This window comes from Anabaena sphaerica FACHB-251, from assembly GCF_014696825.1.
GTDB lineage: Bacteria > Cyanobacteriota > Cyanobacteriia > Cyanobacteriales > Nostocaceae > RDYJ01.
In genome coordinates this window covers 822,621-846,047 of sequence record NZ_JACJQU010000001.1, presented here as the reverse complement: position 1 = coordinate 846,047, position 23,427 = coordinate 822,621, and the positions used below count along the sequence as shown (strand labels likewise).

The window sequence follows — 23,427 nt, the reverse complement described above, 5'->3', positions numbered from 1 at the left end:
TTAAGTGTGAGTTTCAGCCCGGACGGCAAAACCATCGCTACCGCATCCTCAGACAATACAGCGCGGTTGTGGAACTTGCAGGGGCAACTGATTCAGGAATTTAAAGAGCATCAGGCTAATGTCAATAGTGTGAGTTTCAGCCCCGACGGCAAAACCATCGCTACCGCATCCTCAGACAATACAGCGCGGTTGTGGAACTTGCAGGGGCAACTGATTCAGGAATTGAAGGGGCATCAGGGTACAGTCTTAAGTGTGAGTTTCAGCCCCGACGGCAAAACCATCGCTACCGCATCCTCAGACAATACAGCGCGGTTGTGGAACTTGCAGGGGCAACTGATTCAGGAATTTAAAGAGCATCAGGCTAATGTCAATAGTGTGAGTTTCAGCCCCGACGGCAAAACCATCGCTACCGCATCCTCAGACAATACAGCGCGGTTGTGGAACTTGCAGGGGCAACTGATTCAGGAATTTAGAGGGAATCAGTATTCTTCTGTCTATAGTGTGAGTTTCAACCCGGACGGCAAAACCATCGCTACCGCATCCCTAGACGGGACAGCGCGGTTGTGGAACTTGCAGGGGCAACAGATACAGGAATTTAGAGGGAATCAGGATGCTGTCTGGAGTGCGAGTTTCAGCCCGGACGGCAAAACCATTGCTACCGCATCCTCTGACAAAACAGCGCGGTTGTGGAACTTGCAGGGGCAACTGATTCAGGAATTTAAGGGGCATCAGGGTTTGGTCTGGAGTGTGAGTTTCAGCCCGGACGGTAAAACCATTGCTACCGCATCCTCAGACAAGACAGCGCGGTTGTGGAACTTGTATGGGCAACTGCTACGGGAATTTAAAGAGCATCAGGCTAATGTCAATAGTGTGAGTTTCAGCCCGGACGGTAAAACCATTGCTACGGCATCCGATGACAAGACAGCGCGGTTGTGGAACTTGCAGGGGCAACTGCTACAGGAATTTAAGGGGCATCAGGGTACAGTCAGAAGTGTGAGTTTCAGCCCGGACGGTAAAACCATTGCTACGGCATCATTAGACAAAACAGCGCGGTTGTGGAACTTGCAGGGGCAACTGCTACAGGAATTGGGGCATCAGGGTACAGTCTTAAGTGTGAGTTTCAGCCCGGACGGTAAAACCATTGCTACGGCATCCCAAGACGGGACAGCGTGGTTGTGGAACTTGCAGGGGCAACTGCTACAGGAATTGGGACATCAGGGTGAAGTCTTAAGTGTGAGTTTCAGCCCGGACGGTAAAACCATTGCTACCGCATCCTCAGACAAGACAGCGCGGTTGTGGAACTTGCAGGGGCAACAGATACAGGAATTTAAAGGGCATCAGGATGCTGTCTGGAGTGTGAGTTTCAGCCCGGACGGCAAAACCATTGCTACCGCATCCTCTGACAAAACAGCGCGGTTGTGGAACTTGCAGGGGCAACAGATACAGGAATTTAAGGGGCATCAGGGTACAGTCTTAAGTGTGAGTTTCAGCCCGGACGGCAAAACCATTGCTACGGCATCCGATGACAAGACAGCGTGGTTGTGGCCTGTACGGGATTTAGACCGGTTACTTGTGGATGGTTGTGATTGGTTGCAGGATTATTTGCAAAATCCTAGTGTGGGTTTGAGTGAGGAGGATAAGCGGTTGTGTGATGATGTGAAATAGTCAGAATCAGGATATCCAGGATTTTAGGATGTACAGGATGTTTATTGTATTATCTTGTTTATACTTGAATCTTTGATCTCTTACGGCAGCTTTAGCAATACATTCTAATTTTGACAAAATGAGGATTTAAAAATTAAGCAGAATAGTTTATTGTATTATCCTGTAAATCCTGAAATCCTGGACATCCTGATTCTGACAATAATTGATTATATAATCCTGTAAATCCTGAAATCCTGAAATCCTGATTCTGACAATATATTGATTATATAATCCTGTAAATCCTAATTCAGATAATATTAATCATGTCTTTAAACCTACCAATTCCCCATTCCCCCACCAAAGAATATCACTGTAACATTGACCTAAATATCTATGATTCTCCTGAATGTGTCCGTTTAGCAACCCAAGCCGCAACAGGACGACATTTAAAAATCACATCAAATCATCAAGATACAGCATTTGCAGTTTGTTTATGTGAAGATAACTATCCAGGATGGTTATCTGTTCCAGATTTGCAATTTCTCCAACCAACAGCAACAATATATCAACCTCAATTTATCTCAGCCACAGAAATTCAACAACGCATACCCGAAATTATCGCCTTTATGCAAACAGCAAAACAACAAGATAATTATTACCTTTGGGGTGGAACAGTTGCACCAAATTATGATTGTTCTGGTTTAATGCAAGCCGCTTTTAAATCTGTCGGTGTTTGGCTACCTAGAGATGCCTATCAACAAGAAGCTTTCACCCAAGCAATTAATATTAATGAATTACAACCAGGTGATTTAATCTTTTTTGGCACTCCTCAAAAAGCAACTCATGTAGGTTTGTATTTAGGTGATGGTTGCTATATTCACAGTTCGGGAAAAGAACAAGGACGCAACGGAATAGGTATTGATGAACTTTCGGAACAAGGTGATAAAGTCAGTCAGGCTTATTATCAACAATTACGTGGTGCTGGTAGAGTTGTGAAAAGCTATGTTGGTAATTCATAATTTCTCGTTCCCATACTCTGTATGGGAATGAATTCTACAAGGCTCTGCCTTTAATGACACTAGAGGCAGAACCTCTATGATATGATTCCCAGTCAGAGACTGGGAACCAGCTAACTGTTTTAATATTCCTATGACCAATTACCAATTACCAATTACCAATCACCAATCGCCCATTACCAATCACTCATTACCAGATGTATCCGTAGTTGTACCGATTAAAGATGAAGTAGAAAGCTTGCCTTTGTTACTGGAGGCGATTTCTTCTACTCTGGTTGCTAGTGAGGTGAGTTATGAAATTATCTGTGTAGATGATGGTTCTACTGATGGTTCACCGGAATTTCTCAAGGAACAAGCACAAATTCGCACTGATTTAAAAGCAGTGATTTTGCGGCGTAACTACGGACAAACTGCGGCTATGTCGGCTGGTTTTAATTATGCCACAGGCCAAGCAATTGTTACTTTAGACGCTGATTTGCAAAATGACCCCGCTGATATCCCCATGTTATTGGCAAAATTGGATGAGGGTTATGATTTGGTGAGTGGTTGGCGGCAAAATCGCCAAGATGGGGCGGTAAATCGGTTGCTTCCTTCAAAAATTGCTAATTGGTTAATTCGTCGCACTACTAGCGTTTATATTCATGATTATGGTTGTTCTCTCAAAGCCTATCGTGCAGAATTAGTTGCAGATATGAACCTTTATGGGGAATTACACCGTTTTTTACCAGCTTTAGCTTATATCGAAGGGGCGAGAATTACAGAATTACCTGTGCGTCATCATGCGCGACGCTTTGGCAAAAGTAAGTATGGAATTTCTCGTACTTTCCGGGTGTTAATGGATTTGTTAACTATTCTGTTTATGAAAAAGTTCCTCACCCGTCCTATGCACGTTTTTGGGCTGTTGGGCTTGTTGTCTATGCTTGCTGGGGGAGGAATAGGAATTTACTTAACTTTCGTTAAACTGGCTTTTCAGGCCAATATCGGTAATCGTCCTTTGCTAATTTTGGCGGTTTTATTGCTGGTAACAGGTGTGCAGTTGTTTTGCTTCGGTCTTTTGGCAGAATTGCTGATGCGTACTTATCATGAATCTCAGGGAAGGCCGATATATCGGGTGCGGGAAGTTGTGGCAAAAAATGTTAAGTAACGTAACAATAGAAAGACAAATTACTTAGCATTAAATTGCATCTGCCGTGAAAGCTTTTGATACTTTTGACGCTAATCTGCGGCGCAACCTGCTGATATTATTTGCTGCGGGTTTATTATTCTGGTCAAGTTTAGCTTCGTTGTTGCCTACTTTACCTTTATATATTGAGTCTCTTGGGGCAAGTAAGCAACAAATTGGGATTGTGATGGGCAGCTTTGCCATTGGAATGCTAGTATTTCGCCCCCAAGTGGGAATGTTAGCAGACCGTCGGGGCAGAAAGATTGTGTTGCTGATTGGGATGGCAGTTGCTGCGATCGCACCCTTGGGTTATTTAGTAGTAAAATCACTTATACCTTTAATGGTAATTCGTGCCTTTCATGGCATCAGTATTGCCGCTTTTGGTACAGCTTACATCGCCTTAGTAGGAGATTTAGCACCAGAACACCGTCGCGGTGAAGTCATCGGTTATATGAGTTTGGTGAATCCCATCGGTGTGGCACTTGGCCCGGCTATAGGTGGATATTTAATGGCAGTAGCTGGTTATACTCCATTATTTATTTTCTCTGCTGTTTCAGGTAGTTTGGGTTTACTATGTATCTTGCCCATTGTCAATCCACCTGTGATTGAAAAACCCGTAAACAGCATTGATGATGGATTTTGGCAATTACTAATCAGTCCCCGTGTGCGTGTACCTGCTATTGTCTTGTTACTAATAGGTTTATCTTTGGGCAGTGTACATACATTTATCGCGTTATATATCAAATCAACCGGAGTGGATTTAAATGCGGGGTTGTTTTTTACAGCCGCTGCTATATCTAGTTTTAGTATTAGACTGTTTGCTGGTAAAGCTTCTGATAAATATGGACGTGGTTTATTTGTAACTTTCAGCCTGGTTGCTTATACTTTCGCATTGGTATTTATTTGGCAGGCAAACAGCGCCTTAATTTTCTTAGTAGGAGCAGTTATTGAAGGTGCGGCTTCTGGTACTGCTATTCCCATGATTTCTGCAATGATGACAGATAGAGCCTTACCCCATGAAAGAGGGCGAATATTTGGCGTATCTTTAATGGGTTTCGATATTGGACTAGCTGTAGCAGGTCCGGTTGTGGGTTCTATAGCCCAGCAACTCGGCTATCGCAGTATGTTTGGTTTTGCGACCGGCTTAACTGTCCTGGCTATCCTGATTTTTGTCACCCAGTCAAGTCAAAATATCTCCCAGTCTCTCCGCTTTGCCTTTGGTCGTGGTGAAGATGCCTATGCTTTGAAAAGCAGAGTGTAGGGTATGGGATGTAAGGAGATAGGAATATGAACTTTCTAACTGTCACCTGTTCCCTGTTCCCTGCCACCTAAAAACAAAATGCACAAACCCTATTACAGAGTTTGTGCAATTATTGTTATTGAACGGGCGAGGAGGGATTCGAACCCCCGACACCGTGGTCCGTAGCCACGTGCTCTAGTCCACTGAGCTACACGCCCTTAACCAACGACTCTTATAATAACACATACTTTGCAAATGACGCAAGATATTTTTTCAAATTCTTCTCAACTTACTCATCTCGACTCTCAGGGAGAGGCGCAAATGGTTGATGTGTCTGGCAAAGTCGTCGCTGTCCGCGAAGCTGTGGCTACTGCTAGAGTGCGGATGCTGCCAGAAACATTTGCAGCCATTCAAGCGGGAAATGCTCCTAAAGGGGATGTTTTGGCAACCGCTAGGTTAGCGGGTATTATGGCCGCTAAACAGACAGCTAATTTAATTCCCCTCTGTCATCCCTTGCCTTTACAGAAAATTACTGTTGATATCAAGCCAGATGAGCAACTACCTGGTTATCAAATTTATGGCACAGTCAAAACTAAGGCGGAAACTGGTGTAGAGATGGAAGCTTTAACGGCTGTTTCTGTTGCGGCTCTAACTTTGTATGATATGGCTAAAGCTTTAGAAAAGTCGATTCAAATTGAATCCATTAGTTTAGTCAGCAAGACTGGTGGTAAATCAGGTGATTATACCAATTTTAGATTTTAAATTTTAGATTGGGTAATTGGTGATTGGTAATTACCGTTTACCCATTACCGTTTACCCATTACCCATTACCTAATCTACTGAATCTTACCTATAGCTTTGTTGAGGTCCGCTGGGTTATCATACTCTTCATCTTCGGGCAATTGCTCTAATAGTGAGAGTACATCACGACCAGCACCCTGCTGCCGAGCGTGTTTAATCAATTCTTGCTTACCAGCGGGATAGTCAACACCTTTCAAATGTTTCTGAACTGCAACTGGATTGGCTTTAGTCATTTTCATCAACCTCTCAAGGCTCTGATGGGTTTTTCAATTTTCATAATTGAATTGATTTACTGCCTCTATCAAAAAGATGAATAATTGTTAAATTAACAAAATGAAAAAGCCATCCATTTGGTTGATAAGAATTTGGTTTAATTGTTGATGTTGTTTGAGTTTTATTCACTCAATAATATCTGAAAAATCTGAGATTATTCCTTTTGTCTGATACTTGAAAAATGATATTATTTATGAACAAACTTTTCGTAAAATTAAATTGTTTTTGCAACACCCCACAACACATATCCCACAGCCTTTTATTGACTGCTGGCTATGTTCAAAGATTGTGTTAAGTAAGTCGGCGGGAAAAAACCGTAGACGCGTAGCGGCTTCTCGAAGAGTAGTATGTAACAAAAAGTAAATTCACCAAAACCCTCTTCCCCGTTCCCTGTTAAGAGTTCCCTGTTCCCTTGTCATAACGACAATTTTTAACGCCCACTTACTTAAAACAGTTAAAAAAAAGTGACAAAAAAATGTTTAGTTAAAAGCCATGTCTACCCCAGGAATTAATACTTTAGAAGCAGGACGTATCTACAGAGTCACAGGTGGTATTCGTGCTGAGATGTTACGCACAGAAATCTATCGTGCTTGGGAAAGAGCGCACTTGCAAGGAGCTAACCCCCACGCGCTACAAGCTGAAAAACTCTCCAGCTTGGAGACGGAACGGTTGATAGAGAAACATAGTTATTTGATTAATGCAGTTCGTCCTTATTTCCGCAATTTATCCCAGGCTGCGGGGCAAGAACATCATGCGGTAATGTTAAGTGATGCCAATGCGATTTTATTAGATTTAATTGGGGATGAGCAAACTATACACGGTTCAGAATCATTTCCTAGTCCTGGTTCTTTGCTATCAGAAGCTGTAGCGGGTACTAATGGTATTGGTACTACTTTAGCTGAAGAAAACTATGTGGAAATTGTGGCAGCAGAGCATTTTATTGAAGGATTTCATCCTTTTACTTGCCAAGGAATTCCCCTGCGTAACGAAAAACAGGAAATTATTGGTGTGTTAAGTATTTCCCTGCGTTCTCCTCTTGCTAGGCAGCGATTGAAAGAAATATTTTTGTGTGCTTCTAGAGGTATTGAAGCAGAATTTATAATAGCAAATTTGGAAAAAAATATTCACCGTGTGTTAACATCTAATGCTGATGATTATCAGTCATTAGAAGAACTACGTCAGGATATTGTCCAAGGACATCAGGCAGCACGTTTAAAATTAGAGATTAGTTCTCGGATGTTAGCTGTTAATCGCTTAGATTATGCCATGAAATTAATTCAACAGGCAGAAAAATCAATTCAGCTATTTCGTCAACGTGCTGAGATTTGGCGCAATTTAGCATCATTCGATGTTGGCACAGTTCAAGTTATATCACTCACTGATATTCTGGGAGGTTTAGTTGATCTGTTATCAACTGAAGCTGCAATTCGCAAGGTTGAAGTTATCACTGACTGGCAAGAAGAAATTACAGTAACAACCGATTTGAGAAGTCTTTCACGCCAATTACTCCGCTATTTTCTGCAAGCTTTTGAGAGTGCAGGTAAAGGGGGAACGCTGAAGGTTGCAGCGATCATGATGCCTAATTCTGAATTAGCCCAAGTCAGTTTTACTTCAATTCCTGGATTAAATACTTCTCAATCAATGCCAACTAGTTACGTTTTTTATATACCCCTAAAATAGAAAATAGGATAACAGAATTTATGATGAATAAGAATTTAGACAACCGTAAAATTGTGATTGCAGATGATGATGATGATAGTCGAGAAATGCTCGCTTTTTTGCTTGAGCAAGAAGGATGGGAAGTTAAAGAAGCAAAGGATGGAAAAGAAGCTTTAGAAATAGTAGTTAAGTATCAACCTAATTTGTTGATTTTAGATAATAGAATGCCGGAATTAACAGGGGTGGAGGTTTTCCAACAACTCCAGTTAGAAGGAATTAGTTTAGCTGTTATATTCGCTACAGCTTATGGTTATTCAGAGGAATTAGCTTCTTCTTTAGGAATTTCCCATTGGGTAACTAAACCCTATGATATTCCTCAGTTACTGGAGACTATAGAGTCTGCTTGGGAAAATTCAGTTACTTCGATGTAATTCTGTGAGTAATTAATCCCTAAAAACCTTAAAATGAGTAGGATGTGTTAACATCTGTAACAAATTCACAAATATTATTATTTATGCCTCCTCGTTGGCCACGCAAACCAGATCGCAAAGATCCAGATTTCCGCAAGTTAGATGACCGGATGAATTTTGCTTTCCATGTAGCTGTTGCTGCTACTGTTAATTCTGGGTTGTGGTTTTTCCACATCTTGAAAGCGACATCCTGGGAATGGTTAACACCTTTGACTCTAGGTTGGGTAGGAGTAATATTGCTGCATCTAATTTATATTAGTGCGATCGCTAATTACTCAGAAACACCACCCACATCAACCTGAAGAGTGAGTGCTGACGCTGGAGCAATTGTAACCGATGGTAGTGGATATAGCCTAACTAGATGCGCCATAATGTGAAATAAGCTCAGATATCCCACTGTTACTGAGAATGAGGTTATATTTATGGCTAAAACTAATACCACGGAGTTACTAGAGTCCCTGGCATCAGAAATTGGTGAAAGTGTCTATATCGATATTGCTAAATGGCATCTTTATCTAGAGGATGCCAAACTGCATACTATTGTGGCTGAACAATTGTATCCTTTAATTACTTCCCACAGCGTTAATGAAGAGCGAGTTTTGCAATTATTAGCATCCATCCCCGTGAAAATTGGTGGTGGTAGAAAAGAACTACCTTTGATTGATTTATTACCTCTACAATGTCAAGTAAACTTGGTTGATATATTAGAAAAGTATCAGCGGGAAATGTAACTGAGAGCAGGAGTCAGGAGTAAAACCCACTTGATTTGATTTTAGCTAGAAGTCTTTACTTCATTTACCTGCAATCTGCTATATCTATTTACCTCTTCATCTGCTTAACTCTGCGTTTGAAATTCACACTGCCTTCAACAGTAGATAAAACAATTAATGGAGCATTTTTTGTATGTTTTTACAACTTAAAGATAGCAGCGATTTAGTCAAAATTGTTGATTTTCAAGAACTAATTGACCCTAATACTGAGATTGTACACGCTAAAGACCAAGAAGGGCAAGAAGAGCAGGAAACAGAGACCTACAGAAAGGACAATTTAGTTTTTCCATCAGGAGAAAAACTACCACGCTGTTGGTTAGATGCTGACTATAGAACAGCGCACGCTGCTTAATTGAATTAAGCATTATGCCAGATATTGTCGGGGTTTGGCAATGCTCATTGAAGTCAACTTAACGTAAAAGCCTTGTAAAAAGAGGATTTCACTCTTCTCGTTCTCCTCGTTCCCATACTCTGTATGGGAATGAATTCTAGAAGGCTCTGCCTTCTATTAAAGCAGAGGCAGAGCCTCTGTAATGGCATTCCCAGCCAGAGACTGGGAACGAGATAACGAGATACGAGATATGGTAAGGATTTGAACTTAAGTTGACACCTGTGGGCAATGCTAAACCCCTACCTACAGTTTTTGTGGATTCTCAGTTATTAATTTAATTAACGGCAGCTTTTTCTTCTACCGTCACATCTTCACCTTCAGAACTTTTAGAAAAGGCTTTTGAAATCCAATAGGTGAAAACATGAGAAAGCACACCTAAAGGGCCTGCAAATAAACACAAAGCCAAAGAGTGAATTGTCCAAATACCTGTTTTTTGTCCTTCCCAATAAATCCATCTACCTACAAATAAATCCATTACCAGAAAATGAATCCAACCTGTAGCAGCGGCTGTTTCATTACTAAAAAACCTGGCTATATCTGCTAATTGAGGATTTGATAAAGCAGCGGCGTTTTCTGGAGTAATGCTGGTGACAAATAAATACAAATATGCAGCAGCTAAAATTACAAAAGGTAAATAAGATTCCATTACCTTGCGGGTGACATTCCAGTTGGGTAATAAAATCATTAAAGCCCAAAAAGGCAAAACAAACAAATTGGCAACGTTAAACAAATCTGTGATATTCATAATATTAGGTGACAGTTGACAGTTGACAGGTGACAGTAATGAGATAAGAGGAAAAATTAATCTAGCTGAAAGATGATTACTACTTACAAACCGACTAATTGAGATTCTATTTCTGAAGATTGTAAATCACGACCGATAAAAACTAAACTGGTTTGTTTTGCTTCTTCTGGTTTCCAAGGACGATCATAAAATTTATCAAATCTATTTCCTACACCTTGCATAACTAACCGCATGGGTTTATTAGCAACTGCGACAAAACCTTTAATTCGGTAAATTTCTTGTTCTTGTGCCAGTTTTTCTAATCTTGCTTGTAGCTTTTCTGGGTCAAATGTGCGGTCTAAAATGACGTGAGTTGAGTTAATTTCATCATCATGATCATGGTCTTCTTCGGTGTCATGATGACTAGGACGTGAATCTAAATTATCTTCAACTGCGGCTGCAAATCCTAATAATATAGATGGGTCTAATTTACCATAATCACTAGAGACAATTTTCACAACTCTAGGTAATTCATGCTTGACTAATTCTAGGACTTGGGATTTTTGTTGATCATCAACTAAATCAGTTTTATTCAAAATCACTAAATCTGCACAAGCAAGTTGATCTTCAAACAATTCTTGTAATGGTGTTTCATGTTCTAGACTATCATCTTCTTGTCTTTGTGCAGCGATCGCATCTAAATCACTAGCAAATGTTCCCGCAGCAACCGCAGCACAATCTACAACTGTAATTACTGCATCTACTGTAGCAGCGTTGCGGATTTCTTGCCAACGAAAGGCTTTAATTAAGGGTTTTGGTAAGGCTAAACCAGAGGTTTCAATGATAATACAATCAATACTATCTCGGCGTTTAATTAATTCCCGCATTGTCGGGTAAAATTCTTCTTGAACGGTGCAGCATAAACAGCCGTTTGTTAGTTCAAATATATTAGTATTTTCTGGAGTTTCTTGATTTGCTTCTGTTTCATCTTCCGGGCAAATTTGACAAGATTTCAATAATTCACCATCTATCCCCAGTTCGCCAAATTCGTTGACTAATACTGCTATACGTCGTCCTTGGTTGTTTTGGAGGAGGTGACGGATCAGGCTGGTTTTACCGCTTCCTAAGAAGCCTGTGATGACGGTAACGGGGATTTTTGTGGCCATGTTTTGTGTGTGGTTTTGAATTCAATTTTACCACAAGATCCAGATCCCCGACTTCTTAGATCAATTTACAATTTATTTGCAAGATTAAAAAAGAAGTCGGGGATCTTCTTTATCTTCTTTATGCTTTATTTTAAGAATATCCAATTTCTATCATTTTGAAAAATTCCTGCACTACTTCATCAGGATTGTTATAACATCTTTGGGCATCAAATCTTTCTACAACTTTGATCCCGTTTTTCTTAAAAATGCGTTCTCTTTCTTGTTCTTCAACTCTACGTTCGGCGGTGTGAAAGGGTCCATCAACTTCCAAAACTCCCCATTTACCGTTATAACAAATGAGAAAATCAGCTTCTGTATTTTCTCTACCTTTGGGTGTGGTGAGTCGTGCTAAGGAGTTGGGTAAAAATAGAACTCTAGTGCGATATAATGCTTCAGCAATTTTGATTTCTGTTTCTGAGCGAAACCTTAGTTTTTCCCAAATGTGAATTTTTGGGTTTGAATAAAATTGAACTCCTTGATTATTGATAGTATTCTCTAATTCGAGAGCTTTGCTTAAAATTAAAGTAGTATTTTCTATAATTTTTGTATATAAACTGGCAAATCCTCCAGGTAGAAATTTGCCGTATGTAGGTCGGCGTTGTGTTTTATTATAATCCAGATATACATATTCACAAAATACATCATCTAATTTTGTTTCATTGTTAATATGCCAATTTTTTATACAAGCACCTGTCAGATTTGCATTGTGCAAATTTGTCTCGATTATTTGCGCGTTATTCAAATTAGCCCAATTTAGGTTAGCACAACTGAGATCAGCCCAATTCAGGTTAGCACAACTGAGATTAGCACCTGTGAGGTTAGCCCCACTCAGGTTAGCACTTGCGAGGTTAGCCCCACTCAGGTTAGCATCTGCGAGGTTAGCCCCACTCAGGTTAGCACCTGCGAGGTTAGCAAACGAGAGATTACTCTCACTCAGGTTAGCCCCACTTAGGTTAGCACTTACGAGGTTAGTGAAACTAAGATCAGCTAAACTCAGATCAGCCTCACTGAAATCGGTCACAAAAAAATTAGTCAAACAGAGAGTAGTTCGACTCAGGTTAGCCCCACTCAGGTTAGCCCCACTCAGTTTAGTATTACTCAGGTCAGAACCACTGAGGTCATATGTTACGATTTCATTAAAACTATATAGAGATTTCATTAGCCTCGAACTATTCCAAACTTCTACCCCTTGCTTCAGTATTGCCAAATGCTCCTCATTCGCCATAATCTAGTTTTTATACCTAAAATTACCAATATTCGGATTTTAACCTAATTTCAAAAGAGAATAAACAAAGTTTAATCAAAATAGCGATCGCCTTGTTTTCACAAAAATGCGTTAACTAGCGATCGCTATTAGTATTCATCAAATTTTTGAGAGTGAAAGTTTAACCAAAATCTTAACTTATATCAAAAGATTCCTACTTAACATTTGCCATTCTCAGAGACTTAACAGCATTTCTTTCACTTAACAAAAACACAAGATATTGATTAAGACTAACTCCTTCTTTCTCCGCATTTTCTGTTAATCTCTCATGCAATGATCGGGGTATCCGTAGTAAAACCTTACCACTGTATTGAACTTGAGTTGAAGGTAAGGGAATTTCATCTCCATATTCGTAAGCTGTTTCTATCCACAAACTACGTGCTTCTTCAATATTAAATAACGTTTCATCTGTCGTTTCTCCCTGAGTCATACATCCCGGAAGGTCTTTAATTTCTGCTACATATCCCCCATCAGGATCAGGGTAAAGTGTAACTGGATATTTCAAATTCAAGTAAAATTCCAGTGACTCACGTTCAGTTTTATTTTTCTTAGACATACTACTCCTCTAATTTGAGCAGTTTTACAATCTGCTTAATATAAATTCCTTTTACTTTTTGTCCTTCTTTCTTGGGTACAACTTGCATCCTTCCATCCTCATGACGGAAAGTGTGATGACTTCCTTTAGATCGAACTTCTTCAAAACCGAATGCTATTAAAATACGTCTTACGTCTTCAAATCTTACCTCAACAGGGTGAGAGAGAAATAACTGAATGAGTTTGTCTGTTTGAGACATAATTTATGAATTTTCCTTGAATTTTAAATTTTTTCATGTTTGTTTCTTTAACTCTCAGGTACTATATCTAATGATATCATATATAGTATCAAAGTCAATATATAATATTTCTAGTAGTCACAATGAATGTAACTATTAGAACGTTAATAGCTTTAAATTAACTATAAATTATTACGGTGTATAATTAACGTATTATTTTTTACTCAATATTTCCACTATCAGATTGTATTTGATGATAAAAATGAGGAGATAGTAGAATGGATACCAAGTTAAAATATCAACAAATCATCAAAAGCATATTAACAGAAACCGCCGAATATCGTGCTTCTATACCTGATGGTTATAATTCCCAAGTTTTATTTGATGATGAACATGGACGTTATCTAGTTTTAGATATTGGTTGGAATGATGATCAATATCTACATACCACACCTATTCACGTAGATTTGATTGATCATAAAATTTGGATTCAATATGATGATACAGAAGAAGGTATTGCTAATGATTTTATAGCAGCAGGTGTTCCTGCACAGGATATTGTACTTGGTTTTCGTCATCCTAAAATCAGACAATATACAAACTTTGCTGTTAGTTAATACATCGTTTTTGCCTTTAGTTTTAGATATCGGTTGGAATGCTCATAAATATCCATATATAACAATATAGGGCAGCGACTATAGTTAATCACTGCCCCATAAATGTGTTCTCTATCTAAAGGCTTGCTTACGCAGGAATCAAAACTGTATCAATGACATGAATAACGCCGTTATCAGCAGCAACATCTGGTGTTGCAACATTAGCATCGTTTATTTTGACACCATGAGAAGCGTCAATTTTCACATCTGAACCCTGTACAGTGGTAGCTGACTTGAGCTTAACTACATCTGCTGCTAAAACCTTACCAGCAACAACATGATAAGTCAGAATTTTCTTGAGCTTGGGAATATCTTTCAGTAAAGCATCTACCGTACCTGCTGGGAGTTTAGCAAATGCCTCATCAGTAGGTGCAAAAACTGTAAATGGTCCTGGACCTTTGAGAGTATCAACTAAACCAGCAGCCTGAACCGCAGTAACTAAGGTGTTAAAAGAGCCAGCGTTTGCAGCGGTATCAACAATGTCAGCCATGTTTTTTCACTAATGTCTTTACAGTTCCAGACAAATCTAAACTTTTTTATGGTGGATTGTATCTACCCTTGGATATGTACCTAAAAACAACTTGTTGATGACAATATTAAGCCGATAAAATGTAACTTTTCTATTCACCAAATAGTTGATCTCAAAACTAAAAAACTATTCTGTATCTGCTTTAGGAACACAAATTAACAATCAAGATTCATGATAGGATGTGATAGTAAATACTGAGTAAAAATACTAAACATAGAACTCTTGCTAGTATCTCAGGTAAGAATTTGGGATTTCCTGAGATATAGATATAGCTAAAGGCTATTGTTTATCCTCTTATAAAATCTATATGAGCAGCTACAAGCATTTGCGCTTGTCTTAAAACGTTGCTAAATAAATAAGTCGGAATCTGCCAAGCTGCTACTAATCTCTGTTTAGTAATATCCTGTACGCTAATTGCTATTAATTCATGCTCTGATGGCTCTCCTTCAATTGCACCAGACCAAGTAAAAGCTAATAAGAAATCGTCGTATCCAGGTAAGGATGCAACCAAGCACTCTTCTGGGGCTGCTTGGCAATTAATCCCGTGTTCATTTGCAAGTGCTACTAATTTCTGGAAATTCTTTGAATTCATATTTCTCTTGTGCATTGCATCAACAGCAGCTATAGCAATCCAAATTCAGATTTGAGAAAATACGGAAATTAAAAGTACCTATTTATAAGTGTTTCGCGTGTCTTCTCTCTAAAGTAGGATTTAAGATAAGCTATATTATCAAATTTTCCTGCGGGGTGTGCAAGAATTCCGTCTGCTGAATGACAAAATTTAGGGGTAATCTCCCTCCGGTTGCTTTCATACACAGAAAACAATCACAGGGAAATTACCCCTATATAATTCGACATTCGTTAGTAATAGCCGTGACAATGAAAGGCTTTTCAAACTGTCACCTGTAACCTGTAACCTGTCACCTCATTACTCAGCAGTAACCAATTCAGTGCTACCTTTTGTCCGCTTCCGTGTCAAGGTGTTATAAACCATGATACCGATCGCCTTAATCAAATTACCTTCTAACTCTTGGAACATCTTCATGTTCACACCAAAAGCAGCATTTGCTTCTTCTGTGATGCGATCGCCTGTAGTATCATCAATAGGCATTTCATCCAAATTTTGCCGATACTTAGCTTTAAACGCCTTTTCATCGGTAATATCTGCAAACTCATAAAAAGCAGTTCCTTCACCTTCACCCAGCTTCATCGCTGTTTGGGCAATACCTTTGAGAATTTGTCCACCGGATAAATCACCGAGGTAACGGGTATAAGAATGGGCAATTAATAACTCTGGTTCTGTAGCCGAGATTTCCCGAATCCGGTTTACATACGCCTCACCCGCAGGGGATAATTTGATTTGCTCCCGCCAGTTGTAACCGTAGTAGTAATGAAGGTCTTGTTCTAAGGTATGCTTGCGGTTAAGTTCAGGAAAATAAATTTTACTCAAAATGGGATGATGTTTGTGCTTTTCCATCTCCTCTTCCATTGCTGAGTAGATGAAATAAAAGTTAGCAACTAGTTTCCGGTAGGAGTTTTTCTCTACCACTCCTTTTAAAAAGCACTTGACAAAACCCACGTTTTCTGCCATGGTGTGCGCTTTCTTTGTACCTAAACGTAATTTGGTTGCTAAATTGCTGCTCATGTTAAATTTCTCAACTGTAAAAAGTTAACTGCTGAAGTTCTGATTTACCAAGGGCTAAAAAATGCCACTAAAACGTTACATTAGAACCTTATGATGAGAATTTATATTAAAATTCGTTAAGTATGTGCCTGGTTGTGTTATCTTATACAGAAATATCAAGAAGTGGATAGCATTGTTTATGCTGATTATTGGTGCAGATCCCCGATTTGTCATAGGAGTCGGTGATATATGTAAATGATTAATAACCATCTGTAATTTTACTTGACATAACATTGTTTAAATTAACTGTCATTAAGAAAACCGATTACAGGTGTACTGTTGAGAGGCGATTTCGTCAGAATTGTTGAACAAAGTTTGAAAGTGTTATTCTCCTGTGTGATGGTGTGGAGTGTTGAAAAATATGGTTTCTTCTATAAGTCGGAGTCAAAGCAGTATATCTGAGGGTTATGTTGCCAAATCTGAAGGATTGACAACAGGAATTGAAACTAGTTTTGCCCTTAACTTAATTCCCTTGCCAACAACAGCTTTATTCGGTACAGATGGCATTCGTGGCAAAGTGGGAGAACTCTTGAGTGCGCCCTTAGCCTTGCAAATTGGGTTTTGGGCGGGTATTGTGTTACGTGATCATGCGCCACAAAAGGGTCCTGTGATTCTGGGGCAAGATTCCAGAAACTCCAGTGATATGCTGGCAATGGCTTTGAGTGCAGGGTTAACAGCAGCAGGGTTAGAGGTTTGGTATTTGGGCTTATGTCCTACTCCTTGCGTTGCTTATCTTACCAGCGTTACTGATGCCATTGGTGGAGTGATGATTTCTGCCAGCCATAACCCACCAGAAGACAACGGCATTAAAATTTTTGGTGCTAGTGGGGGGAAATTATCTAAAGGATTACAAGCGGAAATTGAGGCGGGTTTACGAGGTAAAATAGCACCTGGGGTTGGTGTCAGTAACTGCGGAAGGCATTACTCACGGACAGAATTAGTGGCAGATTACGGACAAGCATTGCAACAACCATTACAACCGCAAGTAAATCTTCAGGGCATGAAGATTGTCTTAGATTTAGCTTGGGGTGCGGCTGTAGGATTAGCACCTTTAATATTTACCCAGATGGGTGCTGATGTAATTTGTTTACATAATCAAGCAGATGGCGATCGCATTAACGTTAATTGCGGTTCTACACATCTAGATATTTTGGCAGCAGCGGTGAAAGAATATCACGCTGATATGGGATTTGCCTTTGATGGCGATGCAGATCGAGTGTTAGCAGTAGATAATACAGGCAGACAAGTTAACGGTGATTACATTCTCTACCTTTGGGGTCGTCACCTGCAAGCACAACAACAACTGCCAGATAACCTGATTATCTCCACCGTCATGGCTAACCTGGGATTTGAAAAAGCTTGGCAAAAACTAGGTGGTAATATGATTCGCACCGCTGTCGGTGATCAATATGTACAGGCAGAAATGTTAAAAACTGGGGGGATGTTAGGTGGTGAACAATCAGGTCATATCCTCTGCCATCATTATGGCATTACTGGTGATGGGTTATTAACAGCATTGCATTTAGCCGCAGTGGTGAAAGCAGCGGGAATTTCTTTAGGGGAAATGGTTGATCAAAGTTTTCAAACCTATCCGCAACTATTACAAAATGTGAGGGTAGAAGACAGAGAAAAACGGTTAGGATGGGAAAATTGCGAACCAGTACAAAAAGCGATCGCTCAAGCCGAAGCCGCAATGGGTGACACTGGGAGAATCTTAGTCCGTGCTTCTGGAACTGAACCTGTAATTAGAGTTATGGTAGAAGCTGCTGATACTGAACTGGTAAACTATTGGACAAAGGAATTAGTCTCACAAGTTCAGCAACACATAGCATAAGGCATAAGGCAAGAGGCAAAAGGCAAGAGTAAGAATTTATTGTTCTACCCCTGCTTCCTCAGCCTCCCCAGTCCCCAGTCCCCAGTCTCCAGTCATGGCAAAAACGAAGCGAAAATCTCAGCGTGGAAAAAAGCAATCGTCAGCAGACAAACCTGCTCTGAGTCTCAAAGAAGAGTTAGCCCAAAAGCGGAAAGCCACCCAAGCACGGAAAGAATTTACAAGCTTGGTGGGCAAACTTATAGGTAGTGGTTTGTTCTTAGGAATGGTGCTTTTTTTTGTCGGTGGAATTAAATTAGCCGCACCTGGTGTATTAGGTATCATAGTCCTCACACTTTCCTATAAATACCCACGCCCTGCTCTATTTGCCTTCGTTATCTACGTACCTTTTGCGGGTACAATTGTTTACTGGTTGGGTAACAGTCCCATCCTGCAATTAGCTAAAGATGCTTTTTTTGTGCCATTTGCGATCGCAGTGTGGCAAACCTGCAAACAGCAAAACCAACCTTTCCTGATTCCTCCAGCCATCAAAACCCCATTTTTGCTCCTTTTTAGCTGTTGTATGCTCACACTGCTGTTTATCAATGGTGGACAGCAGTTAAACCATCTTCCAGGGGAAGTACCCATAGGATTAGGACTCTTGGGATTAAAAGTATTTATAGGTTATCTACCCCTGATTACCTGTGTCTATTATTTAATTCGCACACAGCAGGACTTTTGGTTTTTATCCCGTCTTCAGGTTGTTCTATTTATCATCTGTGGTGTTTTGGGAATTATCCAATATATCCTACTAACAATTGGGGTATGTAAAGGAACTGTGGGGGTTGAGGGAGATGCCTTATTTAAAGCATCACTGGATGCTCGTTGCTATTTTGGTGGGGCATTATTATATACTCCAGAGCAAGGGGTAATTCGCTTGCCAGGAACCTTTGTTGCCCCTTGGCAGTGGGCATGGTTCTTGATTTCTGGTACTTTTTTTACTTTTGCTACTGCTTTCAGCGACAAATCTATTATTTGGCGATTGATCAGTTTGGTTAGTTTAGCATTAGTCTTTGCTAACGCAGTGGTTTCTGGACAAAGAATTGCCTTAGCTTTAGTACCAGTTTGCTTTGTGCTTTTGCTGTTATTAACTGGTCAATTGGTCAACCTCAAAAAGTTTATTCCCTTGGGAGGAGGTTTTGCCATCATTCTAGCAATTGCAATGGCCGCTAATCCTACTGTCGTCCAAGAAAGGATGGACAGTTTTATCAGTCGATGGAATGCCTCACCCCCACAAGAATTTATTGTTGCCCAATTTTATGAAAACTGGAAAGGTGTTCATACTCCTATAGGTAGTGGCTTAGGTCGAGCAACCAACTCAGCCCGGATATTGGGTTCAACCAAATTGGTAGAAACTTATTACCCTAAAGTCCTGTATGAAGTGGGAATTGTCGGAGTACTGGCTTTTCTGGTCTTTGTTACCAGTCTAACTATTGCTGCATTTAAGGCATATCGGACAATAAAAAACCGTAACCTACGGACTTATGGTGCTAGTATGTGGGTATTTGTACTATTTATTAGTTACAATACTTACTACTACCCTCTGGATGTCGATCCAGTGGCTGTTTATTATTGGTTGTGTGCAGGAATAGTCTTCAAATTACCAACACTGGATAAACAAGCAATTCCAGAAGAAACAACAGTTAATACTAAAGGTAAGAAAAAACCTCTATATAACAATAAAAGCTCATCAAAATCTGAAAATATAGATCAAGAAATAAATTTTTAACCTTTCCGAAAAACTGAGGATAGAAAAATGGTAAAAGTAGTGATCACAGGGACACAACATATCCGCACTCCCAACTTACCTAGAAACTCTCGACATACTTTAATTAGAACCAAAAGCTTTCCCACTGGCAGGTATCCGATAGAAAAGCTGTGGAAACCTTTATCCAGCTTTATGGCTTGGCAACCAATAAGAGGTGGATATGAAGTAATTCACTCTTTCAATAAAATTATATATACCAATAAACCTTGGTTTATTACATTTGAAGATCATACATCTTTATATAGCAATCCTAAAAATAAACTGGAATCCACAGTTTACCCCATTTTAAGGAATCGGTTAGCACTAGACAACTGTCAAAAAATCATTGCCATGTCAGATTTTGCTAAATTCCGAATTACAAAAAATATAGAAAATTGGGATATAGCAGAAAAAATCAAGCACAAATTAACCGTAATTCATCCCAACTTCCCGATCAGGGTTAACCATGCTAAAACTTACGATGAAAAACAACCATTACAATTGATGTTTATAGGACATCATCTAGCTAGAAAAGGCGGAATTGTCGCCTTAAGAGTTGCTAAAAAAGCCGAAAAATTAGGCTTACCTGTGAAGATAAATATCATATCTGGGCTGGGTATTGGTGCAGGTAGACCTACAGATTTTCCTGATCAAAACAAGTATGCAGAAGATTTAAAGCTACTGGATTTAGATAATGTTAATTTTCATAAAAGTCTGCCTAATCAACAAGTAATTGATTTACTTTCACAAAGTCATTTTCAACTAATGGCAACTTTACAGGATAGCTATGGATTTAGCCTGGTTGAAGGATTTTCTGTAGCCACACCAGCCATTACAACTAATATATGTGCATTGCCAGAGTTAATTACTCATGGGAAAAATGGATACCTTTTAGAATTACCACTAAATGAATCTAGAGAATGGAAAAATTGGCTACATGGCGAAAATTTGAAAACTGAGGAATATTGGCAAATTTTAACTGGTACTTACGATTATTTAGCAGAAGCAGCTTTGGAACAAATTATCAAATTTTTGGATAGAGCCGATAAACGAGAACATTACGAAGCTTTAAGCACAGGGGCATTAGCCCAAGCACAAAATGTCAATAACGCGGAAAAACAAAATGAGTTATTTGATCAACTCTATACAACAGCCGCAGGGTTATACTGAAATAAAACCAGCTTGATTAATTACAATCTTAAGCATCACAGTTATGAATAATTACCCCTTAATTTCCGTAGTTATCCCCACATACAGAAGAGAAAAATTGCTCCGGGATAGCATTATTGATGTCTTAAAACAAGATTATCCCCATTTTGAAGTTTTGGTAGTTGATCAAACCCAAACCCACGAACCCGAAACACAAGCTTTCCTAGACGAAATGGCAGCAGCAGGTAAAATTAAGCTGTTTAGCTTAGATTGGGCAAGTTTACCAGGGGCGCGAAACTATGCTGTGCGGAGATCATCCGGTGAGATTCTTTTATTTATTGATGATGATGTACAATTAACACCGGGTTTTTTAGCTGCCCATGCGAAAAATTATGTGGAAAACCCGGAAATAGGGGCGGTTGCCGGTCGGGTATTTGACAGAATGAAATTAGGTGACTCTGGGGGAGAATTGGAAATTGAATATTTACCCCCAGAAGCAATGGACCCTGGTATTGCTTGGTATCATATTGATTTAGTACATACTATCAAACCTCAGCAAGTTTTAACTGCTAGGGGTTGTAATATGTCTTTCCGTCGGGATGTTTTTACCAAGTATGAAGTCAAGTTTGATGAGAGGTTTCGGGGTAGTGCGGTACGGGAAGAATCGGATTTTTGTTTACGGTTTCGACAGACTGGGTATAAAATTTGGTATGATCCAGAAGCTTACTTAGTACATTTAGGGGAAGAAACTGGCGGTTGTCATGATATTAGTATGCGATCGCTCGAATATCAACTTACCTTCTATCACAATCATTTTTTACTAGGGTTAAAAAACCTCACATTTACCCAAGCTTTGCGACTTTACGGCCGTTTGTTTGACTGTCACGTTCTCGGCAACCCACCTTGTTATAAAAGTGGTTCTCCCATTAAAGTTGCGAGTCGTGGTATTTTCTATGTGTTAGGTTTTCTTAAAGCTGTTGGTACTATGATTCAATCAGCATGGAATGATGGACAAATTTACAGCCGTTTAGATAAACAAGTTTAAAATTTAAACCGCAGATAAACACAGATAAACACAGATAAATTAAAGATCACTTAAATAATAGTTCTGTTTGTGTTTATCTATTTTTGGGGGTTGGAAATTTGTCACTTTATATTCAAAAACTACCATGAGAATTTTAATTGCTAGTCATACCTATATAGTAGACCTAAACTGTGAAAAGTTACGGGCTTTAGCCAAACTAGAGCCAGGAATTGAAGTTACTGTTGTAGTTCCGAAAAAATGGCAACCAGGAGGAGTACAAAATAGAATTATTGAAACGGAATACCGTGATGAAGGCGCATTTAAGATAGTGCCAATATCTAATTTTAGCCAAAATCATCAAGGACTGCTTACCTTTGGGGCTGACTTAATAAGTTTATTCCAAAAATTTCGTCCCCAAATTATTCATGTCGAACAAGGTTCTAGGGGTTTGGCTTATACACAAATGATTATTCTAAATCAGTTATTAGGACTAAAAGCCAAGAATGTATTTTTTACGTGGTGGAATTTACCCTACGAATTAAAATTACCAATAGCCTTATTAGAAAAATATAATCTTAACCATAGTCATGGGATTATTTCGGGTAATCAAGATGGGGCTGACATTTTACGTCAACGCGGATATGAGGGAGAAATTAAAGTCTTGCCCCAGTTAGGTGTAGATGAAACCCTTTTTACTCCACAACCACAACCTGAGTTAGCTGCTAAGTTAGGAATTTCTCAAAATGAATTTGTAGTGGGATTTGTGGGAAGATTTGTACCGGAAAAGGGTTTATTAACACTCTTAAAAGCCTTGGTAAATATAAAAGATAAATCTTGGAAATTGCTACTATTAGGTAGAGGTGAATTACGTGAAGAAATATTAAAAATAGCCACAGAAAACAACATTCAAGAGAAACTAATCATATTAGAAAGTGTCCCTCATGATGAAGTGGCCAGTTATATCAATTTAATGAATACCTTAGTATTGCCTTCAGAAACTACTTATAAGTTTAAAACTCTTACTGCTGTAGGTTGGAAAGAACAATTTGGTCATGTTTTAATTGAAGCAATGGCTTGTAAAGTACCTGTTATTGGTTCTGATTCTGGGGAAATTCCTCATGTTATTGGTGATGCTGGTTTAATCTTCCCTGAAGGTGATGATCAAGCTTTAGATAATTGCTTATCGCAGTTAATTGAAAAACCCGATTTAGCTGATAATTTAGGAGAAAAAGGTTATCAAAAAGCAATGGAGAAATATACAAATAAAGCTGTAGCTCAACAACAGTATGAATTTTATCAATTGATAATTGATAATTGATAATTGTATCTCGTTCCCAGTTTCTAGCTGGGAATGCCATCACAGAGGCTCTGACTCT

General features: G+C 39.3%; 25 protein-coding genes and 1 tRNA gene. 16 read left to right on the top strand and 10 right to left on the bottom strand.

The genetic code is table 11. From position 1 onward, the window contains the following. The 4 genes from H6G06_RS03740 to H6G06_RS03725 form a co-directional block, all read left to right on the top strand. Nucleotides 1–1,665 (top strand): WD40 repeat domain-containing protein (locus H6G06_RS03740; protein ID WP_190557176.1); only part of this gene is annotated, 1,665 nt, incomplete at its 5' end. A 302-nt stretch (nucleotides 1,666–1,967) separates the two neighbouring features. Continuing rightward, nucleotides 1,968–2,663, top strand: coding sequence for a C40 family peptidase (locus H6G06_RS03735; protein WP_190557174.1), 696 nt, complete (start codon nucleotides 1,968–1,970; stop codon nucleotides 2,661–2,663). Nucleotides 2,664–2,793: 130 nt separating this feature from the next. After that, nucleotides 2,794–3,804, top strand: coding sequence for a glycosyltransferase family 2 protein (locus tag H6G06_RS03730; RefSeq protein ID WP_190557172.1), 1,011 nt, complete (start codon nucleotides 2,794–2,796; stop codon nucleotides 3,802–3,804). A gap of 46 nt (nucleotides 3,805–3,850) precedes the next feature. Next, nucleotides 3,851–5,083, top strand: coding sequence for an MFS transporter (locus tag H6G06_RS03725; protein ID WP_190557171.1), 1,233 nt, complete (start codon nucleotides 3,851–3,853; stop codon nucleotides 5,081–5,083). Nucleotides 5,084–5,206: 123 nt separating this feature from the next. Here H6G06_RS03725 and H6G06_RS03720 read toward each other — a convergent pair. After that, a tRNA-Arg gene (locus H6G06_RS03720) sits at nucleotides 5,207–5,280 on the bottom strand. Nucleotides 5,281–5,317: 37 nt separating this feature from the next. On the opposite strand from H6G06_RS03720, the gene moaC reads away from it, so the two are divergent. Continuing rightward, the gene (moaC, locus tag H6G06_RS03715; RefSeq protein ID WP_190557169.1) at nucleotides 5,318–5,824 is read left to right on the top strand and encodes a cyclic pyranopterin monophosphate synthase MoaC; all 507 of its coding nucleotides are present in this window, start codon (nucleotides 5,318–5,320) and stop codon (nucleotides 5,822–5,824) included. 74 nt (nucleotides 5,825–5,898) lie between these two features. On the opposite strand, the gene H6G06_RS03710 is transcribed toward moaC, so the two are convergent. Then, the gene (locus H6G06_RS03710) at nucleotides 5,899–6,096 is read right to left on the bottom strand and encodes a DUF2795 domain-containing protein (RefSeq protein ID WP_190557167.1); all 198 of its coding nucleotides are present in this window, start codon (nucleotides 6,094–6,096) and stop codon (nucleotides 5,899–5,901) included. 532 nt (nucleotides 6,097–6,628) lie between these two features. On the opposite strand from H6G06_RS03710, the gene H6G06_RS03705 reads away from it, so the two are divergent. The 5 genes from H6G06_RS03705 to H6G06_RS03685 all read left to right on the top strand — a co-directional run bounded on the left by H6G06_RS03705 (nucleotide 6,629) and on the right by H6G06_RS03685 (nucleotide 9,387). Then, a complete protein-coding gene (locus tag H6G06_RS03705; protein WP_190557165.1) occupies nucleotides 6,629–7,816 on the top strand; it encodes a sigma-54-dependent Fis family transcriptional regulator in 1,188 nt (395 codons plus the stop codon). Between the two features lie 20 nt (nucleotides 7,817–7,836). Beyond that, nucleotides 7,837–8,226 carry a response regulator gene (locus H6G06_RS03700; protein WP_190557162.1) on the top strand — a complete coding sequence of 130 codons (390 nt, stop codon included), beginning with the start codon at nucleotides 7,837–7,839 and terminating at the stop codon, nucleotides 8,224–8,226. Between the two features lie 83 nt (nucleotides 8,227–8,309). After that, nucleotides 8,310–8,567: a hypothetical protein gene (locus H6G06_RS03695; RefSeq protein WP_190557161.1), complete on the top strand. Its 258-nt coding sequence runs from the start codon at nucleotides 8,310–8,312 to the stop codon at nucleotides 8,565–8,567. Nucleotides 8,568–8,687: 120 nt separating this feature from the next. Further along, nucleotides 8,688–8,996: a DUF3181 family protein gene (locus H6G06_RS03690; RefSeq protein WP_190557159.1), complete on the top strand. Its 309-nt coding sequence runs from the start codon at nucleotides 8,688–8,690 to the stop codon at nucleotides 8,994–8,996. 172 nt (nucleotides 8,997–9,168) lie between these two features. Next, nucleotides 9,169–9,387 (top strand): acetyltransferase, encoded by a 219-nt coding sequence (locus tag H6G06_RS03685; protein WP_190557157.1) that lies wholly within the window; start codon nucleotides 9,169–9,171, stop codon nucleotides 9,385–9,387. Between the two features lie 313 nt (nucleotides 9,388–9,700). Here H6G06_RS03685 and H6G06_RS03680 read toward each other — a convergent pair whose 3' ends face one another. From H6G06_RS03680 to H6G06_RS03660, 5 genes are all read right to left on the bottom strand, one after another. Next, nucleotides 9,701–10,171 carry an ABA4-like family protein gene (locus tag H6G06_RS03680; protein ID WP_190557155.1) on the bottom strand — a complete coding sequence of 157 codons (471 nt, stop codon included), beginning with the start codon at nucleotides 10,169–10,171 and terminating at the stop codon, nucleotides 9,701–9,703. 83 nt (nucleotides 10,172–10,254) lie between these two features. After that, nucleotides 10,255–11,316 (bottom strand): cobalamin biosynthesis protein CobW, encoded by a 1,062-nt coding sequence (cobW, locus tag H6G06_RS03675; protein ID WP_190557153.1) that lies wholly within the window; start codon nucleotides 11,314–11,316, stop codon nucleotides 10,255–10,257. Between the two features lie 130 nt (nucleotides 11,317–11,446). Then, on the bottom strand, nucleotides 11,447–12,580 hold the full coding sequence (locus tag H6G06_RS03670; protein WP_190557151.1) for a pentapeptide repeat-containing protein: 1,134 nt from the start codon (nucleotides 12,578–12,580) through the stop codon (nucleotides 11,447–11,449). A gap of 193 nt (nucleotides 12,581–12,773) precedes the next feature. Then, complete coding sequence (locus H6G06_RS03665; protein WP_190557149.1) at nucleotides 12,774–13,175, bottom strand: type II toxin-antitoxin system HicB family antitoxin; 402 nt, start codon at nucleotides 13,173–13,175, stop codon at nucleotides 12,774–12,776. 1 nt (nucleotide 13,176) lies between these two features. Continuing rightward, the gene (locus tag H6G06_RS03660; protein WP_190557147.1) at nucleotides 13,177–13,413 is read right to left on the bottom strand and encodes a type II toxin-antitoxin system HicA family toxin; all 237 of its coding nucleotides are present in this window, start codon (nucleotides 13,411–13,413) and stop codon (nucleotides 13,177–13,179) included. Nucleotides 13,414–13,670: 257 nt separating this feature from the next. Between H6G06_RS03660 and H6G06_RS03655 the strand changes: the two genes are divergently transcribed. Then, on the top strand, nucleotides 13,671–14,009 hold the full coding sequence (locus tag H6G06_RS03655; RefSeq protein WP_190557146.1) for a XisI protein: 339 nt from the start codon (nucleotides 13,671–13,673) through the stop codon (nucleotides 14,007–14,009). A 127-nt stretch (nucleotides 14,010–14,136) separates the two neighbouring features. Here the strand turns inward: H6G06_RS03655 and H6G06_RS03650 are convergent, their stop codons facing one another. The 3 genes from H6G06_RS03650 to H6G06_RS03640 form a co-directional block, all read right to left on the bottom strand. Next, nucleotides 14,137–14,538 (bottom strand): fasciclin domain-containing protein, encoded by a 402-nt coding sequence (locus H6G06_RS03650; RefSeq protein ID WP_190557144.1) that lies wholly within the window; start codon nucleotides 14,536–14,538, stop codon nucleotides 14,137–14,139. A 325-nt stretch (nucleotides 14,539–14,863) separates the two neighbouring features. Beyond that, nucleotides 14,864–15,169, bottom strand: a complete 306-nt coding sequence (locus H6G06_RS03645; RefSeq protein WP_190557142.1) for a hypothetical protein — start codon at nucleotides 15,167–15,169, stop codon at nucleotides 14,864–14,866. A 336-nt stretch (nucleotides 15,170–15,505) separates the two neighbouring features. Further along, nucleotides 15,506–16,222: a biliverdin-producing heme oxygenase gene (locus H6G06_RS03640; protein ID WP_190557141.1), complete on the bottom strand. Its 717-nt coding sequence runs from the start codon at nucleotides 16,220–16,222 to the stop codon at nucleotides 15,506–15,508. A 400-nt stretch (nucleotides 16,223–16,622) separates the two neighbouring features. On the opposite strand from H6G06_RS03640, the gene glmM reads away from it, so the two are divergent. The 5 genes from glmM (at nucleotide 16,623) to hpsO (ending at nucleotide 23,369) form a co-directional block, all read left to right on the top strand. Continuing rightward, nucleotides 16,623–18,095 (top strand): phosphoglucosamine mutase, encoded by a 1,473-nt coding sequence (gene glmM / locus H6G06_RS03635; protein ID WP_190557139.1) that lies wholly within the window; start codon nucleotides 16,623–16,625, stop codon nucleotides 18,093–18,095. Between the two features lie 94 nt (nucleotides 18,096–18,189). Next, a complete protein-coding gene (gene hpsL / locus H6G06_RS03630; RefSeq protein ID WP_190557137.1) occupies nucleotides 18,190–19,860 on the top strand; it encodes a hormogonium polysaccharide biosynthesis protein HpsL in 1,671 nt (556 codons plus the stop codon). Nucleotides 19,861–19,887: 27 nt separating this feature from the next. After that, entirely contained in the window at nucleotides 19,888–21,048 is a 1,161-nt protein-coding gene (locus tag H6G06_RS03625) for a glycosyltransferase family 4 protein (RefSeq protein ID WP_190557135.1), read from the top strand. Nucleotides 21,049–21,091: 43 nt separating this feature from the next. After that, complete coding sequence (gene hpsN / locus H6G06_RS03620) at nucleotides 21,092–22,072, top strand: hormogonium polysaccharide biosynthesis glycosyltransferase HpsN (protein WP_190557134.1); 981 nt, start codon at nucleotides 21,092–21,094, stop codon at nucleotides 22,070–22,072. Between the two features lie 124 nt (nucleotides 22,073–22,196). Further along, nucleotides 22,197–23,369, top strand: coding sequence for a hormogonium polysaccharide biosynthesis glycosyltransferase HpsO (gene hpsO, locus H6G06_RS03615; RefSeq protein WP_190557132.1), 1,173 nt, complete (start codon nucleotides 22,197–22,199; stop codon nucleotides 23,367–23,369). Nucleotides 23,370–23,427: the final 58 nt, after the last annotated feature.

Coding starts and splice junctions, on each gene's coding strand:
- H6G06_RS03735 (WP_190557174.1), top strand. CDS start 1,968: ATGTCTTTAAACCTACCAATTCCCCATTCCCCCACCAAAGAATATCAC.
- H6G06_RS03730 (WP_190557172.1), top strand. CDS start 2,794: ATGACCAATTACCAATTACCAATTACCAATCACCAATCGCCCATTACC.
- moaC (WP_190557169.1), top strand. CDS start 5,318: ATGACGCAAGATATTTTTTCAAATTCTTCTCAACTTACTCATCTCGAC.
- H6G06_RS03710 (WP_190557167.1), bottom strand. CDS start 6,096: ATGACTAAAGCCAATCCAGTTGCAGTTCAGAAACATTTGAAAGGTGTT.
- H6G06_RS03705 (WP_190557165.1), top strand. CDS start 6,629: ATGTCTACCCCAGGAATTAATACTTTAGAAGCAGGACGTATCTACAGA.
- H6G06_RS03700 (WP_190557162.1), top strand. CDS start 7,837: ATGATGAATAAGAATTTAGACAACCGTAAAATTGTGATTGCAGATGAT.
- H6G06_RS03695 (WP_190557161.1), top strand. CDS start 8,310: ATGCCTCCTCGTTGGCCACGCAAACCAGATCGCAAAGATCCAGATTTC.
- H6G06_RS03690 (WP_190557159.1), top strand. CDS start 8,688: ATGGCTAAAACTAATACCACGGAGTTACTAGAGTCCCTGGCATCAGAA.
- H6G06_RS03685 (WP_190557157.1), top strand. CDS start 9,169: ATGTTTTTACAACTTAAAGATAGCAGCGATTTAGTCAAAATTGTTGAT.
- H6G06_RS03680 (WP_190557155.1), bottom strand. CDS start 10,171: ATGAATATCACAGATTTGTTTAACGTTGCCAATTTGTTTGTTTTGCCT.
- cobW (WP_190557153.1), bottom strand. CDS start 11,316: ATGGCCACAAAAATCCCCGTTACCGTCATCACAGGCTTCTTAGGAAGC.
- H6G06_RS03670 (WP_190557151.1), bottom strand. CDS start 12,580: ATGGCGAATGAGGAGCATTTGGCAATACTGAAGCAAGGGGTAGAAGTT.
- H6G06_RS03665 (WP_190557149.1), bottom strand. CDS start 13,175: ATGTCTAAGAAAAATAAAACTGAACGTGAGTCACTGGAATTTTACTTG.
- H6G06_RS03660 (WP_190557147.1), bottom strand. CDS start 13,413: ATGTCTCAAACAGACAAACTCATTCAGTTATTTCTCTCTCACCCTGTT.
- H6G06_RS03655 (WP_190557146.1), top strand. CDS start 13,671: ATGGATACCAAGTTAAAATATCAACAAATCATCAAAAGCATATTAACA.
- H6G06_RS03650 (WP_190557144.1), bottom strand. CDS start 14,538: ATGGCTGACATTGTTGATACCGCTGCAAACGCTGGCTCTTTTAACACC.
- H6G06_RS03645 (WP_190557142.1), bottom strand. CDS start 15,169: ATGAATTCAAAGAATTTCCAGAAATTAGTAGCACTTGCAAATGAACAC.
- H6G06_RS03640 (WP_190557141.1), bottom strand. CDS start 16,222: ATGAGCAGCAATTTAGCAACCAAATTACGTTTAGGTACAAAGAAAGCG.
- glmM (WP_190557139.1), top strand. CDS start 16,623: ATGGTTTCTTCTATAAGTCGGAGTCAAAGCAGTATATCTGAGGGTTAT.
- hpsL (WP_190557137.1), top strand. CDS start 18,190: ATGGCAAAAACGAAGCGAAAATCTCAGCGTGGAAAAAAGCAATCGTCA.
- H6G06_RS03625 (WP_190557135.1), top strand. CDS start 19,888: ATGGTAAAAGTAGTGATCACAGGGACACAACATATCCGCACTCCCAAC.
- hpsN (WP_190557134.1), top strand. CDS start 21,092: ATGAATAATTACCCCTTAATTTCCGTAGTTATCCCCACATACAGAAGA.
- hpsO (WP_190557132.1), top strand. CDS start 22,197: ATGAGAATTTTAATTGCTAGTCATACCTATATAGTAGACCTAAACTGT.